Annotated in this window: 14 protein-coding genes; 7 read left to right on the forward strand and 7 right to left on the reverse strand. The window is 54.5% G+C overall.

The window, feature by feature from the left end; all coding sequences use genetic code 11:
* Window positions 1-82 precede the first annotated feature (82 nt).
* The 7 genes from D568_RS0104225 to leuS form a co-directional block, all read right to left on the reverse strand.
* The gene (locus D568_RS0104225; RefSeq protein WP_020208330.1) at window positions 83-1,426 is read right to left on the reverse strand and encodes an IS1182 family transposase; all 1,344 of its coding nucleotides are present in this window, start codon (window positions 1,424-1,426) and stop codon (window positions 83-85) included.
* 99 nt (window positions 1,427-1,525) lie between these two features.
* The gene (locus D568_RS0104230; RefSeq protein ID WP_020208331.1) at window positions 1,526-2,386 is read right to left on the reverse strand and encodes a DUF3014 domain-containing protein; all 861 of its coding nucleotides are present in this window, start codon (window positions 2,384-2,386) and stop codon (window positions 1,526-1,528) included.
* A 198-nt stretch (window positions 2,387-2,584) separates the two neighbouring features.
* Entirely contained in the window at window positions 2,585-3,694 is a 1,110-nt protein-coding gene (locus D568_RS19230; protein ID WP_020208332.1) for an SGNH/GDSL hydrolase family protein, read from the reverse strand.
* Window positions 3,695-3,698: 4 nt separating this feature from the next.
* Window positions 3,699-4,436, reverse strand: a complete 738-nt coding sequence (locus tag D568_RS19235; protein ID WP_020208333.1) for a GDSL-type esterase/lipase family protein — start codon at window positions 4,434-4,436, stop codon at window positions 3,699-3,701.
* A 67-nt stretch (window positions 4,437-4,503) separates the two neighbouring features.
* Window positions 4,504-5,553 (reverse strand): DNA polymerase III subunit delta, encoded by a 1,050-nt coding sequence (gene holA / locus D568_RS0104245; RefSeq protein ID WP_020208334.1) that lies wholly within the window; start codon window positions 5,551-5,553, stop codon window positions 4,504-4,506.
* A gap of 3 nt (window positions 5,554-5,556) precedes the next feature.
* The gene (locus tag D568_RS0104250; protein WP_020208335.1) at window positions 5,557-6,051 is read right to left on the reverse strand and encodes an LPS-assembly lipoprotein LptE; all 495 of its coding nucleotides are present in this window, start codon (window positions 6,049-6,051) and stop codon (window positions 5,557-5,559) included.
* Window positions 6,051-8,513: a leucine--tRNA ligase gene (gene leuS / locus D568_RS0104255; RefSeq protein WP_020208336.1), complete on the reverse strand. Its 2,463-nt coding sequence runs from the start codon at window positions 8,511-8,513 to the stop codon at window positions 6,051-6,053. The genes D568_RS0104250 and leuS overlap by 1 nt, the downstream gene beginning before the upstream one ends.
* A 244-nt stretch (window positions 8,514-8,757) precedes the next feature.
* Here leuS and rplU point away from each other — a divergent pair, with 244 nt between their 5' ends.
* The 7 genes from rplU (at window position 8,758) to D568_RS19240 (ending at window position 14,009) form a co-directional block, all read left to right on the forward strand.
* The gene (gene rplU / locus D568_RS0104260) at window positions 8,758-9,069 is read left to right on the forward strand and encodes a 50S ribosomal protein L21 (RefSeq protein WP_020208337.1); all 312 of its coding nucleotides are present in this window, start codon (window positions 8,758-8,760) and stop codon (window positions 9,067-9,069) included.
* A 14-nt stretch (window positions 9,070-9,083) separates the two neighbouring features.
* Window positions 9,084-9,341 (forward strand): 50S ribosomal protein L27, encoded by a 258-nt coding sequence (gene rpmA, locus D568_RS0104265; protein ID WP_020208338.1) that lies wholly within the window; start codon window positions 9,084-9,086, stop codon window positions 9,339-9,341.
* Between the two features lie 121 nt (window positions 9,342-9,462).
* A complete protein-coding gene (gene cgtA, locus D568_RS0104270) occupies window positions 9,463-10,656 on the forward strand; it encodes an Obg family GTPase CgtA (protein WP_026286844.1) in 1,194 nt (397 codons plus the stop codon).
* A 25-nt stretch (window positions 10,657-10,681) separates the two neighbouring features.
* Entirely contained in the window at window positions 10,682-11,806 is a 1,125-nt protein-coding gene (gene proB / locus D568_RS0104275; RefSeq protein ID WP_020208340.1) for a glutamate 5-kinase, read from the forward strand.
* 90 nt (window positions 11,807-11,896) lie between these two features.
* Window positions 11,897-12,169 carry a hypothetical protein gene (locus D568_RS0104280; RefSeq protein WP_020208341.1) on the forward strand — a complete coding sequence of 91 codons (273 nt, stop codon included), beginning with the start codon at window positions 11,897-11,899 and terminating at the stop codon, window positions 12,167-12,169.
* The gene (locus tag D568_RS0104285) at window positions 12,169-12,969 is read left to right on the forward strand and encodes a hypothetical protein (RefSeq protein WP_020208342.1); all 801 of its coding nucleotides are present in this window, start codon (window positions 12,169-12,171) and stop codon (window positions 12,967-12,969) included. Before D568_RS0104280 ends, D568_RS0104285 begins: the two co-directional genes overlap by 1 nt.
* A 65-nt stretch (window positions 12,970-13,034) precedes the next feature.
* Complete coding sequence (locus D568_RS19240) at window positions 13,035-14,009, forward strand: hypothetical protein (RefSeq protein ID WP_020208343.1); 975 nt, start codon at window positions 13,035-13,037, stop codon at window positions 14,007-14,009.
* Window positions 14,010-14,033 lie beyond the last annotated feature (24 nt).

Here is a 14,033-nt window from a genome sequence, read left to right on the forward strand (position 1 = left end):
GGTGTGATTCGTGACAGTTCGAGAGGCTGATTTAGGTGTTCAAAGCTGCCTCTAGGGGCTAAATGAAGGGTAAATGCGGCCCCTAGGCGGCCATGAGCGCTATCTTCTTCATGTTCTGGGCTGCAGCGACCATTAGGCACTGCGCTTGTACTTTTGCGCGACCGCGGAAGCGCGCATAGCGATAACCATGTAATTGTTTGGCATCGGCAAAGCTTCTCTCTACCGTTTCTTTCCGCCTGGCGTATATGGCCTTTCCGTTATCGCTATAACGGTGTTCATTCACGCGTTCTTTACTGTCTTCCCACACATGCCGCGTGAGTGTTTTGACGTGTTGTTGGTTCTTGGTGCACTGTTCACGGACAGGACAGTCCTGGCAAACGAGGGGGGTCGATTGGTAGTGCCGATAACCTTCACGGCTTGTGGTGCGGTACATTAAGTGTTCGCCTTGTGGGCAGGTGTAGCGGTCGTGTTTTGCGTCGTAGTCATACTCACGCTTATAAAAATAGCCCCTTTTATGGGTGGGACGGCGGTAGCCCATGACGGCGTAAATATCACGGTCTTCCAGGCCTTTACAGACCGCTGCCGTAAAATAACCGGCATCAACGCCGACATGTTCCAACGTGAACCCAAAGCGCTGTTTCTGCCTGTCTAGGCGGGACAAAAAGGGGACGGCATCGTGTACATTCCCGGCGGTCACGTGCACGTCTGTGATGATGCTGCAGCGGCTATCGACGCTACGGTGGTCCAGGTAGAAAAAGCCTTGCGGCTTGTTATCCCGCACCATGTAACCGCTCTGCGGGTCTGTGCAGCTTTGTTTGATCTCACGCTCGGGTGCCCGCTTCGATGGCGGCGCTAAGGGCTTTTTTCCGTGCCTTAGCCTATCCTCCTCAACCGCTTTATCCAGGTCGTCCATATACGCTTGGTGCTCAGATTGAGCGCGCACTTTAATGTGCTTGTTCTTGTTGGCGTTGGCTTTTAAATGCGTGGAGTCGGTATAGAGTGTTTTGCCTCCGACCAGCTTACGCTTCATCGCTTGCAGAACGATCTCATCAAAGATCTGCTGATAGACATCCGCTTCGTTGAAACGCCGAATACGGTTCTGGCTCAGCGTGGAGGCGTCTGGGACTTTATCGGTCAAGTTCAGGCCCAGAAACCATCGGTAGGCGACGTTGACTTGTACGTCTTTCATTAATTGCCGCTCACTGCGAATGCCAAACAAGTAGCCGATGAACAGCAACTTAAACATCAGTGTCGGATCGAGCGCAGGCCGTCCGTTATCTTGGCAGTAATAGGGGCTAACCAGGTCATGGATGAAGGTGAAATCGACCTTAGCTTCGATCTTTCGAAGTAGGTGGTCGGCAGGAACCAAAGCGTCAATGCTGACAAACTCGAGCTCGGACTGTGTTTGGGGGCGATCTTTTAGCATGCCCCATTATGAAAAAACCCCAGCGTTTAGGCTAGGGCTTTGTCAGCAGTCTGGCCGGATTAATAATCCGGCCTTTTTATTTACCAAGCTTTAGTGGTTTTACTCTTCCAAAGCCTGCTTAAACTCACGCAAATAAGCTTTTACACGTTCACGGTTTTCAGGCCCGATACGCAGCATCAGCTTTTGTGGCTCCGGCAGCGCCTCAATTTCTGAGTCGGCGTATTTGTACATTACTGTGGGGCGCTTCAGTGTCAGTGGCTCGTCGATGTCGGGGGTGGCGAGCAGGGTGTTGACCGCTTCGAGTACTACATTGCGAAAATCGCCTTCCAGTCCCTGTTCGGCATAGGCTTCGTTAAACATGGGTGCCATGCTGGTGTACATGGTCGCCAGGTTTTCTGGTGGGATGGATTCCATCAAAGCAATGTGTTGCTCGTAGCGCTCGAAATTTTTCTCGGTGAGTTGATATTCGGGGTCGGCACCACCGGCCGTTTGAGTGACGCCCATGGTGGGCAGTGGTGACATCACAGGACGGTACTGGTTTACCAGGCGGCCTTCGGAAACACCTATCACAGCGCGCACGGTTTTACGCACGGTCTCTTCCGGCACAACCAGCTTAATCAGCTCGGGGGCGGCGGCCTGGCTAAGCTCACCGGCGACAAAGTCATCACTTTCGTTCAGCGGTGGCAGCTCTGCCACAGGTTCGGGCTCTGGTTCAGGCGCTGGCTCGGGGGCCGGTTCTGGCTCTGGTTCAGGGATCGGTGCTGGTTCGGGCTCAGGTGCTGGCTCTGGCGGGGCCACCGGAGCTGGTGCTGGAGTAACAGGTTGTGGCATGGGGGCAACAGGGGTTTCTGGCTCGGCTTCGCGAGTGCTGTTCCAGTAAATAAACCCGCCTAACAGCAGAATTAGAATCAGTACTACGACAATCACCAGAGAGTTACTGGGCGACTTGTTGCTACTCATAACGGCACCTGATTTAGCTATACATTCCTTGAAATAGAAATGGGCATTTCTCCACACCAGTAAAGTTAGTGTGTTTTTGCTTGTAATACCAGACTTTGCTTAACCCTGCCCGGTATTACAAGCGTTGGAATGTTATTTATCGTTATGGTTCAAACTTTGCCCATTAATTGGGCCTTTGCTCCAATACCAGATCAGCGCCTAGAGTTGCTGTAGTAAAGCCTCGGCCATTTTTTTATGTTGCTCGCCGGTTGGGTGGGCGTCGCAGCTATCGCCCGGGTAGTAGGGCGAATCAATGGCTTTTACTCGCGGGCTGTTAACGGTGTTTACGGTGGCTAAAAGGTAATCACGCAGTACCGTTTTTTGCGGTCGGGCGGGGTCGGCCTGATCGTTAACGATAGAGCCTTCGGTAAGGGCAATTTTGGCCTCGGGGTAGAGTGCCAGTAAACGCTCGACAAAAGACACGTAGGCGCCGACGAAGTCCTCTTGTTGCGGTAAGGGGCCAATGCCCAGGCTGAAGTCATTGGTGCCCAGCGAAATCACGATAGTGTCTGGCACAAACGCCTGTAGGTCTGCTTGGGGTTGTCCTGGTTCGGGAATTTTTAGGTCGAAAAACTGCGGCGCCTGCAGCTCGTCGGTATTGCCATTCCAGCTGCGAATGACACCGCGCCCGCCGTAGCACACCAGTTGAGTTTCGGCATTCAGTGCCTTGCCCAGAAGCATACCGTAGCTGTGATCCGAGTCGGGCTGGCGTGGGTTGTTTTCGCAATCCAGTGTTGTCGGCGTATAAACGCCTTCCCCGCAAGTGACCGAATCGCCAATAACCAACAGCTTGCGTTCTGGCGGGTTAGGGGCGGTTAGAAATTCGCCGCCGGTTAGGTTGAAACCGTCTACCGACACTATACCGCGCCAGGTTTCGCCCACGTGGCTGACGCGCACCTTGCGTTCGCTACGGGCGTCTGTGACTAAGGTGTAGGTGGTAGGTTCGCTGGCAATTTGCAGGCGCACGGGTGGTTTATCATCAACCGTCACGGCCATCCAGCTGTTGCCGGTGTTGCTGTGTGCTGTCATGGTCAGCGTGCCGCCGGAAATCGCCATGTTGGCACTGACGCTGGGGTACCCAAAGCTTACCCGATGGTTTTCTACCACGTGGCGTCCGCTCCAGCGGATAGGTTTGCTGGTGGGCTCGATAGAAGCTGTGCTGCTGGCTGTGTTGTCATTTGTGCCGGGCGAGTGAGCACAGCCCGATAAGGCCGCGACGCATAGTGTTATTGCGGCAAGGCTGATGTGGCGGTTCAGTTTTATTGTCATAGAATTAGCCCTCACCTAAAGTGCTTTTTACGACGGGCAGCAGGGCTTTAATCCACAGGCTGTAACCATTGGCATTGGGGTGCAGGTAATCGCCCATTATGTCTTTGCTGATGCGCCCGTCTTGCTGCAGAAAGACATCACCAAAATCGTAAAAACTGACGCGCTCATTGTCCGCTAGGGTTTTGAGTAGTTTGTTGGTGTCTTTTACCCATTGGCGTTCGGGGGTGTTTGGCTGTTTGCCAAAGGGCAGTACAGCTTGCAAAATGACTTGGGCATTGGGGTAAGCCTTAAGAGCTTCTTGTAGTAGTTTTTGCACCCCGGCAAAAGTGTTCTCAGGCGTGGCTTTGTTGTGCAGGTAATTGTTAACGCCAGCCATCATCACAACCAGTTCGGGATTTAATTGCTCGACGTTACCGTGCTCAAAGCGCCACAGCATGTTTTGCGTTAAATCCCCGCCGATGGCGAAATTCACAGCCTTCAGTGGTGCGAAGTTATCCTGCCAAATATGGTAGTCCCAGCCTTCAGTGATGGAGTCACCAAGAAATACCACTCGGGCCTCGCCTTTTTCAGCCAAGGCTACATCCGCGGCATGGCGTTCGTACCAACCGGATACGCTCATCCAGTCGAATTGTTTAGTGCGAGGCACGGGCTGAACAGATAAGGGCTCGGCCGCTGCACTCAGCGAAAAGAAACCGGTTACAGTGGCAAGCGTTAGGGCGGTAATAGTTTGGCTCAATGTCATTTTGATTCTCTTATGGTTGGTGTTGTTCAGTTATTAGAGTTAGGTGTACGGCTGTTAAATCACCGCTTTACAGCTTAAGGCTCAGGCGGATGTTAGCAGGTTGCAGGCTCGATGTGCCCGCCAGGGCGAGCACTAAATCCAGTAATTCGTCCCAGGGGTCCGCGTTGCGCATGCCTTTTACGGCGCGGTCGACACCGGCGGCTTGGCGCAGCAGCAACTCTAAGTGCGGGCGTTTAAGGCGACGCAGTGCCGTGCCAAATAACCCCTGGCGTTTGGCCCAAACACCCGCTTGCTTCATGGCCCAGTCCGGGTGTTTACCCTGGTCGATTTGATTGGCCACCTGTAATAGCTGGCGAATATCCCGGGTTAAGGCCCAAAGCACTGCTGGCGCTTCGGTGCCTTCGGTTTTTAAACCTTGCAGGCTTTTTACCGCGCCCCGGGCATCGCCCGATAGCGCCCGATCGGCCAGCCCGAAAACATCATAGCGTGCGCTGTCGGCCACGACTGATGCCATCAGTTCGGTGCTGATGTGGCCTTCGGGGGCGAGCAATTTGAGTTTCTCTATCTCTTGGGTGGCGGCTAACAGGTTGCCCTCAATGCGCGACACCAGCAGATCGATTGCGCCTTTGTCGGCGTTTAGCCCCGCCTGTTGCAGCCGCTGACTGATCCAGCGTGGCAGTTGTGGTGGATCGATGGGCCAAATGGGAACATGAGCACCCACACCATCGAGCGCTTTGTACCATTTACTGCGGGTGGCGGCGCTGTCGAGTTTGCCGGTGATCACCAGCAGTAGATTATCCTCGCTGGGGGTAGCCGCGTACTCGCTCAGTGCGCGGCTGCCTTTGTCGCCAGGCTTGCCAGTAGGCAGGCGAATTTCAATGAGCTTTTTGCTGGCAAACAGTGACAAGCTGGCTGCGGCGTCGTGCAGTTGGCCCCAGTCAAAGCCTGGGTCTACGTGGTGCAGTTCGCGTTCACTAAAACCCTGTTGGCGCGCGGCATGACGAATTGTGTCGCAGGCTTCTTGTACCAGTAGAGGTTCGTCACCACTGACCAGATACACCGGCGCCAGGCGATCCTGGAGCGCGCGGGGCAGTTGATCGGGGCGAATTCTGGCCACGGGTTAAGATTGACTTTCTTGCAAAATAAAGTAGATGCGACGCAGTATTTGTTGCGCGAGATCACGACGCATATCGGCGAGCAATAAGTCTTGCTCGCGTTCAAGGCCGGTGGTGTCGCTGGCATCGTAAGAGCGGGTAATGCTGGCCTGCTCCTGGGCGCTAATGAGCGTGCCCTCGCCGTTGAACACCTGGTAATCAATGCTCAGCTTTAGCTCAAAGGCGGCGGCCAGGCTGTCGGCGCCGACACCTACAGTGCGGCGGCGCAGCTCTTCCTCGCCCAGAGCCAGTGTGTAATCAGCGCTACTTTCTACGACGTTAATGTCTTGATTGAGCAGCGCATCTTCCAGCTCGCGGAGTAAGTCCGTGTGCTGTTCTGCCGAGACAATACGGATATTGTCGATCTCCAAAGGCGGCATCAGAGAGCCGCGCAGCTGCCAGCCGCAGCCAGTGAGCAGGGCCAGCAGTGTCAGAGTCAGGCAGAGCTTAACGGCGTGCATCAGTTGGCCACTATGTTAACGAGTTTGTTGGGCACTACGATTACCTTGCGAACCGTAACCCCCTCCAAAAACCGCTGTACGTTGTGCTGATTCAGCGCCATAGCTTCGACATCGGCGCGATCGGCATCCACCGGAGCCTGAATTTTGTCGCGAACTTTACCGTTGACCTGAACCACCATCTCAATGCTTGAGCGTTTCAGTGCGGCTTCATCCAAAGCGGGCCAGGGGGTATCCAGCGGGATTTCACTGTGCCCCAGATGCTGCCATAAGGCTTGTGAAACGTGAGGGACGATAGGCGCAAGCATCAATACGGCCGCTTCCAGTGCTTCGCGCTCAACGGCCAGACCCAGCGGGTTGCTGCGGTCTGCCAGTTTGCCCACGTCGTTCATCAGCTCCATTACCGCGGCAATGGCGGTGTTGAAGGTTTGCCTGCGGCCGTAGTCGTCGCTGACCTTGGCGATGGTCTCGTGGGTTTTACGGCGTAAATCTCGCTGCTGTTCGCTCAGCTCGTCCAGGTTTAGCTCGCCAGGTTGACCGGCGGCAAGGTGGGCGTGGATGGTTTTCCATAAACGGCGTAAAAAGCGATTGGCACCTTCTACGCCCGAGTCGCTCCACTCCATGCTCTGCTCGGGTGGGGCGGCAAACATCGAGAACAGGCGTACGGTGTCGGCACCGTATTGCTCGATCAGCTCGGCCGGGTCGACGGTATTGCCCTTGGATTTGCTCATCTTGGCGCCGTCTTTCAGTACCATGCCCTGACACAGCAAACGGTCGAAAGGCTCGTCCGACTCCACCAGGCCTTCGTCGCGCATTAACTTGTGGAAAAAGCGCGCGTACAGCAGGTGCAAAATGGCGTGCTCAATGCCGCCCACATACTGATCCACCGGCAGCCAATAGTTGGCGGCGTCGGAGTCCAGCATACCTTCGGTGTAGTTGGGGCAGGTGTAACGGGCGTAATACCAGGAAGACTCCATAAAGGTGTCAAAGGTGTCGGTTTCGCGCTCTACCTGTTTGCCGTCGACTTCGGCTTTGCGCCACTCGGCATCGGCTTTGATGGGGGATTGCACCCCGTCCATAACCACGTCTTCTGGCAGCAGTACTGGCAGCTTATCCGCCGGTACCGGGATTTCGCCACCGCCAGGTAAGTTAAACATGGGAATCGGAGCGCCCCAGTAACGCTGGCGGGACACGCCCCAGTCGCGCAGGCGATAGTTGGTTTGTACCTTGCCTTTTTTGGCCGCTTTTAAGGTTTGTGCAATAGCGTCGAAGGCGGCTTTAAAGTCCAGGCCGTCGTATTCACCGGAGTTAACCAGCACGCCTTTGTCGACAAAGGCTTCTTTATTAAGGTCAATCTCACTGCCATCTTTGGGGGCAATAACCTGTTGCACTGGTAAGCTGTATTTTTGCGCAAATTCAAAATCGCGCTGATCGTGTGCGGGGACGGCCATAACCGCGCCCGAGCCGTAATCCATCAGAACATAGTTGGCGATCCACACCGGCACTTCTTCATTGGTGATGGGGTGCAGCGCTTTAAGGCCTGTATCCATGCCTTTCTTTTCCATGTTGGCCATATCGGCCTCGGCCACGGACTGCTCTTTACACTCGGCGACGAACTTGGCAATGGTTTCATGCTCGGCTGCCAGCGATTGAGCGATCGGATGCTCGGCGGCCAGGCTGACGTAGCTGACGCCCATTAGCGTATCGGGGCGAGTGGTGTATACCTCAAAGCCCGTGTGTTCGGCGTATTTGCTGGCAAGGTCAAAGCGCATTTCAATGCCGCGACTTTTACCGATCCAGTTGCGCTGCATGGTTTTTACTTGCTCGGGCCAGTTTGGCAGCTTGTTAAGGTCTTGCAGCAACTCGTCGGCGTAAGCGGTAATGCGGATAAACCACTGGGGGATTTCCTTGCGTTCGATCACGGCGCCTGAGCGCCAGCCGCGACCGTCAATGACTTGCTCGTTAGCCAGTACCGTCTGGTCTACCGGATCCCAGTTGACGGTGGCCATTTTTTTGTACACCAAGCCTTTTTCGTAGAGGCGGGTGAAAAACCACTGCTCCCAGCGGTAGTAATCGCTTTGGCAGGTGGCCAACTCGCGGCTCCAGTCAAAACCAAAGCCCAGTTGCTTGAGCTGGCCTTTCATATAGTCGACGTTAGAGTAGGTCCATTTGGCTGGCGCGGTGTTGTTTTTGATGGCGGCGTTCTCGGCCGGCAGGCCGAACGCATCCCAGCCCATGGGGTGCAACACGTTTTTGCCCTGCATGCGCTGAAAGCGCGCGATAACGTCGGAGATGGTGTAGTTACGCACGTGGCCCATGTGCAGTTTGCCGCTGGGGTAGGGGAACATCGCCAGGCAGTAAAACTTTTCGCGGCTGGTGTCTTCGGTAACGGCGAAACTCTGGTTTTCTTCCCAGTATTGTTGGGCCTGAGTCTCCACCTCGGAGGGGTGATATTGCTCTTGCATTGTGGGCTGAAGTTCCCTGCGGTTGTTGGATGAAAATAAAGATGCGGCATTATAGGGGGTAGCCTGCGTCAGACCAAGGGGCGAGGAGTACGGATTCATGTCTGCTTGAAGAAAAAACGCCCTAAAGTAGTTGCTTTGCAAGGGGGTTTCCCCTAAAATCGCGGCCCCTGTAAACGGCGCAAGTCCTCGAAACCCACGGCAAGGCTGTGTTACTTCGTGTCGTCCAAGACTATTTGGAGCAAATATGTACGCAATTTTTGAAAGCGGTGGCAAGCAGCATCGTGTAGTGGAAGGCGAAACCCTGAAGCTCGAAAAAATCGAAGTCGCCACTGGCGAGAAAATCGAATTCGACAAGGTGTACCTGGTCGCTAACGGCGATGACGTAAAAATCGGTGCGCCCGTAGTGGACGGTGCTAGCGTGACTGCCGAAGTGGTAAGCCACGGCCGTGCGGACAAGGTGAAAATCATCAAATTCCGTCGTCGTAAGCACTCTATGAAGCGTCAGGGTCACCGTCAGTGGTACACTGAAGTTAAAATCACCGGTATCAAAGGTTAAGCAGGAGTTTACTCATGGCTCACAAAAAAGCAGGCGGTAGTACACGTAACGGCCGCGATTCGGAAAGTAAACGCCTTGGTGTTAAGCGCTTTGGCGGTGAAGCTGTTTCAGCCGGCTCTATCATTGTTCGTCAGCGTGGCACCAAATTCCACGCCGGTGTAAACGTAGGTGTTGGTAAAGACCACACTTTGTTTGCCAAGGCAGACGGCACTGTTAAATTTGAAACCAAAGGCGAGCACAACCGTCGTTTCGTATCGATCGAAACTGCGTAACGCCCCAGGTTTGGCTGCGTAGCGGCCACTCGGCTAACGCCGAATGCAAAAGAGCCCCGTCGATCAGCGATGGGGCTTTTTTTGTTGTTACACTTACATTTTTGTTTATCGGGGTCAGACCGTGAAATTTGTTGATGAGGCACCAATTTTTGTAGAAGCCGGCCGAGGCGGTAATGGCTGCCTGAGCTTTCGGCGAGAAAAATTCATTGCCAAGGGCGGCCCCGACGGTGGCGACGGTGGCGATGGCGGCAGCGTATTTTTACGCGCCGATGAAAACCTCAACACGCTGGTTGACTACCGATACACACGTCGCTTTCGCGCCGAGAGCGGCGAGTCCGGCCGCGGTAAAGATTGCCGGGGCAAGAGCGGCGAAGATTTAACCTTGCCGGTGCCTGTAGGCACTACGATTATCGACGTCGATACAGGTGAGACTCTGGGTGATATGACCGAGGCGGGGCAAATTCTCAAAGTGGCCCAAGGCGGCTTCCATGGCCTGGGTAATACTCGTTTTAAATCCAGCACCAACCGCGCCCCGCGCCAAACTACCCCCGGTAGTGAAGGCGAGGTAAGGCAAATTAAGCTGGAAATGAAAGTGCTGGCAGACGTTGGCCTGCTGGGGCTGCCCAACGCAGGCAAAAGTACGTTTATCCGCTCGGTGAGTTCGGCCAAGCCCAAAGTGGCCGATTACCCCTTTACAACCCTTGTGCCCAATCTTGGTGTGGTTAAAGTGCAAGAGCACCGCAGCTTTGTGGTAGCGGATATTCCCGGTGTGATTGAAGGCGCTGCCGAAGGCGCAGGCCTGGGAATTCGCTTTTTAAAGCATTTAACCCGATGCCGCGTACTGCTGCACGTAGTGGATGTGGCGCCACCCGATGGCAGCAACCCGGTGGAAAATGTGCGCACCATTGCCCGCGAGCTGGAAACCTTCAGCCCTCATTTGGCCAAGCGCGAGCGCTGGCTAGTGCTGAACAAAGTAGATTTGCTGCCTTTGGAAGAGCGCGAGCAAATCTGTCAGAGCATCATCGACGAGTTAGACTGGCAGGGCCCCGCCTATCATATTGCTGCTGCCAGCAGCTTAGGTACGGACACACTGGCTTCGGCATTAATGAGCCACTTGGAAGCTCTGTGGCAAACCGAGCGCGAAGATGACGATGCCCGTCAGGCTGAGTATGACTTCCAAGAAGCCATGCAAGCAGAAGTGCGTGAGCGTATCGAAACACTGCGTGAGCAACACCGTGCGGCGCGTAAAGCGCAAAAACAGCAGCAGGATGATGACGACGAAGACGATGACGTAGAAATTATCTACGCGCCGTAATGTCTAGCCCGAGATTGGTAACTTAATGACAAGACGTCAGGAAATAACCCGCGCCCGCCGCTGGGTAGTAAAGATTGGCAGTGCACTGTTAACCAATGACGGCAAAGGTCTAGACTACGCCGGCATCTCTCACTGGGTAGAGCAAATGGCCCAGTTGCGTCAGCGGGGTATCGAGCTGGTGCTGGTGTCTTCAGGCGCTGTCGCGGCTGGCATGACTCGACTGGGCTGGCGCGAGCGCCCCACTGAGCTTCATCGGTTGCAGGCCGCCGCCGCCGTTGGGCAAATGGGGCTGATTCAAAACTACGAAGCCGAGTTTGCCCGCTTTGAGTTGCACACGGCCCAGGTGCTGCTGGATCACGATGATTTATCCTCCCGAGAGCGCTATTTAAACGCGCGCTCCACGCTGACTACGCTGCTGGAATTGGGCGTGGTGCCAGTGGTGAATGAAAACGACACCGTTGTGACGGATGAGATTCGCTTTGGCGATAACGACACTCTGGGGGCATTGGTGGCGAATTTGGTAGACGCCGATGTGTTGGTCATCCTCACCGATCAAAACGGCATGTACAACGCCGATCCGCGTTCAAACCCAGATGCCACATTAATCAGCGAAGTGGCCGCTGCCGACAAAACCCTGGATACCATGGCCGGTGATGGCGGTAGCCTAGGGCGCGGTGGCATGATCACCAAAGTACGCGCAGCCCGTGTGGCGGCTCGCTCAGGTGCCGATACCGTGATTGTCGGCGGGCGCCAGGACAGCGTCTTAACCCGCTTAGCCAATGGCGATAACTTGGGTACCTATTTGTGGGCTGATCAGCAACCTCAGGCGGCGCGCAAGCGCTGGATAGCCGGGCACCTGCAAACCCGTGGCACCTTGGTTTTGGATGACGGCGCGGTGAAAGTGCTGGTGGAAAAAGGCAAAAGTTTACTGCCTGTTGGAGTAAAAGCCGTGCGAGGGGACTTCACCCGTGGCGAGCTGGTCGTGTGCGTTGATAGCGGCGGTCGTGAGGTGGCTCGAGGCCTGGTGAATTATCATGCCTTTGAGGCAACCAAAATCATCGGTCAGCCCAGCGCTTACATCGATCAATTATTGGGTTATCAGGGTGATGCAGAGCTGATTCATCGCGACAACCTGGTCGTCACTGTCTAAGCAATCAAAAACAGATAATATATTGGTTTTTGCTATTCGATAATAATTCTCATTAGCGTTAATATGGCCTCTCGATACAAGGGAGGTCTTATGCAGGACAAAACATCAGAATACGACTCCATCCGACAGCGCCTGTGTAACTATTTGATGGCGCGGTTGGGTTCTCAGTCGCTCGCCACACGCGCCGCCAATGAAACGATGGAACGTATGAGTCAAAGCACAGTGCTCGCTCAGGTGGGTAATCAGGAAACCTACATGCAAGGTTTCGCGTTATCCGTTGCTTTGCGCATGCGCGAATACTATCAGCCCGAGATGTGCGCTGCGCGAACCTGCGAACAACTGGCAAAAAAGGAGGGGCTTTAATGAGCGCCTCGCTGACAGTGCCAGCGGTTCTGCTGGATAACCTATACAGCCACGCCATAGCCGATACTCGCTGGCCGGAAATAGGTTTGCGCGACCTGGCGGCCAATGAGCTTTGGCAGTTGTGTTATCAACAGTGCCCGCAATACTGCCCTCGTGCCAATGTAGAGTGCGTGCAGCATAGCGCCTGGTTTGATGCGCGCTGCCAAGAGCTGTTGCGACGTAATTCTAATACGCGCTTTATCAGCATTGGCGCAGGGTTAAATACCCGCTTCCATCGTTTAAGTCAGTCCAGCGATTGGCCCAGATTCTCCTGGTGGGATTTAGAGCAGGCCGAATACAGCAATTGCAAGCGTGGGCTGTTACCGGCAGTGGATAATTATCAGCTGCAAGAATACCAACCCGACCATCTCGCCGCACAGCTGCGCACTATTATCTGTTCTGCAGACACACCTGTTGCTGTACTGATGGAGCGCCCTGCACTGCATTTTAATCGCGCCCAATGGGATGCTCTGACGTTAAGTTTGCAAGCGCTAGCGGTGGATATCGAAATTAACGTGATGTTTGATTACGTAACCGCCCTGTCTCAAGCCTGGTCGAGGGCCGCTAAAAGCCGTGCCGGTTACGCCAGAGTTCGCTTTACTTTGGCAGCCAAACCCACCGGTGGTGGCCTGGCGAAGGCTCAGCTGCTGGAACGTTCTTGTCTGAGTCGTGGAGAACTGAATCGCCGCTTCCTTGGGAATTTATGCGGCGTTTGGTACGCGGGCCACTGGCGCCTGAGCGCCGGTAGCGTAACCAGCTAGAGTGGCAGAGTTTGTGCATCGGTTAAGCCTGAGTGAATCAGCAGGATTTAACAGGAGGCCATGCTATGCCCGATGCCAGTCACACATCCACCGCTCTGTGGCCTGATTTTTTTACACGGGAATTAGCCGCGCAGCCCTCATTTGATGAGAGCGAACTTACGCGCAAGCTTGCTGCGCAGTTATCTCTATCGGAACCTTTGGCGCAAAGTCTATCCAATTTGTATCAGCCTTTGGCAGCACATTGCGCCAGCAGTAAAGGGCAGAGCACTTATGTGGTCGGGGTGAATGGGGCACAGGGCACGGGAAAGTCTACCGCTGCCAGTATCCTTAAGCTGCTGCTGGAATCTGTCCACGGTTTGACAGTAACCGCGCTGTCCATTGATGATTTATACCTTTCACGCGCTGCCCGCGCCGAACTTGCCCGCGATATTCACCCACTGTTAGCAACCCGCGGAGTGCCGGGCACGCACAACCTAGCTTTGGCGCTGGACACTTTCACGCAACTAAAAGCCGCTGGTGCCCAGCAACTTACGCCTATTCCCCGGTTTGATAAATCTCAGGACGACTGCTTAGACGAAAATCTTTGGGATAAAGCCCAAGGGCGCCCAGATATTATTATATTTGAAGGTTGGTGCGTAGGCGCCAGAGCTCAGCGCAGCAGTGATTTGGCCGAGCCCGTTAATACACTGGAAAAAGAAGAAGATGCTGACGGTCGCTGGCGCCAGTTTGTGAATGATGCGCTGGCGGATTACCAAGCGCTTTTTGCGCAGATTGATCTGCTGGTAATGCTCAAAGCACCGTCGTTTACTCAGGTACTTGAGTGGCGTCAGCTGCAAGAGCAAAAACTGCGCGATTCACTCAGTACCGAACAATTGCAACACTCGCGAGTTATGACTGCTGCAGACATTGAGCGTTTTATTGCGCATTACGAACGCTTAACCCGCTGGATGCTGAGCGAAATGCCAGCCCGCGCCGATATCGTTTTGGATTTGGCTGAGAACCATCAGGTGGCAGACATCCACTGTCATGTGAATCGATAACTAAAATTGAATCATGGAGTTATG

Source organism: Gilvimarinus chinensis DSM 19667, assembly GCF_000377745.1.
Taxonomy (GTDB): Bacteria; Pseudomonadota; Gammaproteobacteria; order Pseudomonadales; family Cellvibrionaceae; genus Gilvimarinus; species Gilvimarinus chinensis.

What these genes read in the sequence shown, in the direction of transcription:
- D568_RS0104225 (WP_020208330.1), bottom strand. Translation starts at nt 1,426, where the DNA reads ATGCTAAAAGATCGCCCCCAAACACAGTCCGAGCTCGAGTTTGTCAGC.
- D568_RS0104230 (WP_020208331.1), bottom strand. Translation starts at nt 2,386, where the DNA reads ATGAGTAGCAACAAGTCGCCCAGTAACTCTCTGGTGATTGTCGTAGTA.
- D568_RS19230 (WP_020208332.1), bottom strand. Translation starts at nt 3,694, where the DNA reads ATGACAATAAAACTGAACCGCCACATCAGCCTTGCCGCAATAACACTA.
- D568_RS19235 (WP_020208333.1), bottom strand. Translation starts at nt 4,436, where the DNA reads ATGACATTGAGCCAAACTATTACCGCCCTAACGCTTGCCACTGTAACC.
- D568_RS0104250 (WP_020208335.1), bottom strand. Translation starts at nt 6,051, where the DNA reads ATGCACGCCGTTAAGCTCTGCCTGACTCTGACACTGCTGGCCCTGCTC.
- leuS (WP_020208336.1), bottom strand. Translation starts at nt 8,513, where the DNA reads ATGCAAGAGCAATATCACCCCTCCGAGGTGGAGACTCAGGCCCAACAA.
- rplU (WP_020208337.1), top strand. Translation starts at nt 8,758, where the DNA reads ATGTACGCAATTTTTGAAAGCGGTGGCAAGCAGCATCGTGTAGTGGAA.
- rpmA (WP_020208338.1), top strand. Translation starts at nt 9,084, where the DNA reads ATGGCTCACAAAAAAGCAGGCGGTAGTACACGTAACGGCCGCGATTCG.
- proB (WP_020208340.1), top strand. Translation starts at nt 10,682, where the DNA reads ATGACAAGACGTCAGGAAATAACCCGCGCCCGCCGCTGGGTAGTAAAG.
- D568_RS0104280 (WP_020208341.1), top strand. Translation starts at nt 11,897, where the DNA reads ATGCAGGACAAAACATCAGAATACGACTCCATCCGACAGCGCCTGTGT.
- D568_RS0104285 (WP_020208342.1), top strand. Translation starts at nt 12,169, where the DNA reads ATGAGCGCCTCGCTGACAGTGCCAGCGGTTCTGCTGGATAACCTATAC.
- D568_RS19240 (WP_020208343.1), top strand. Translation starts at nt 13,035, where the DNA reads ATGCCCGATGCCAGTCACACATCCACCGCTCTGTGGCCTGATTTTTTT.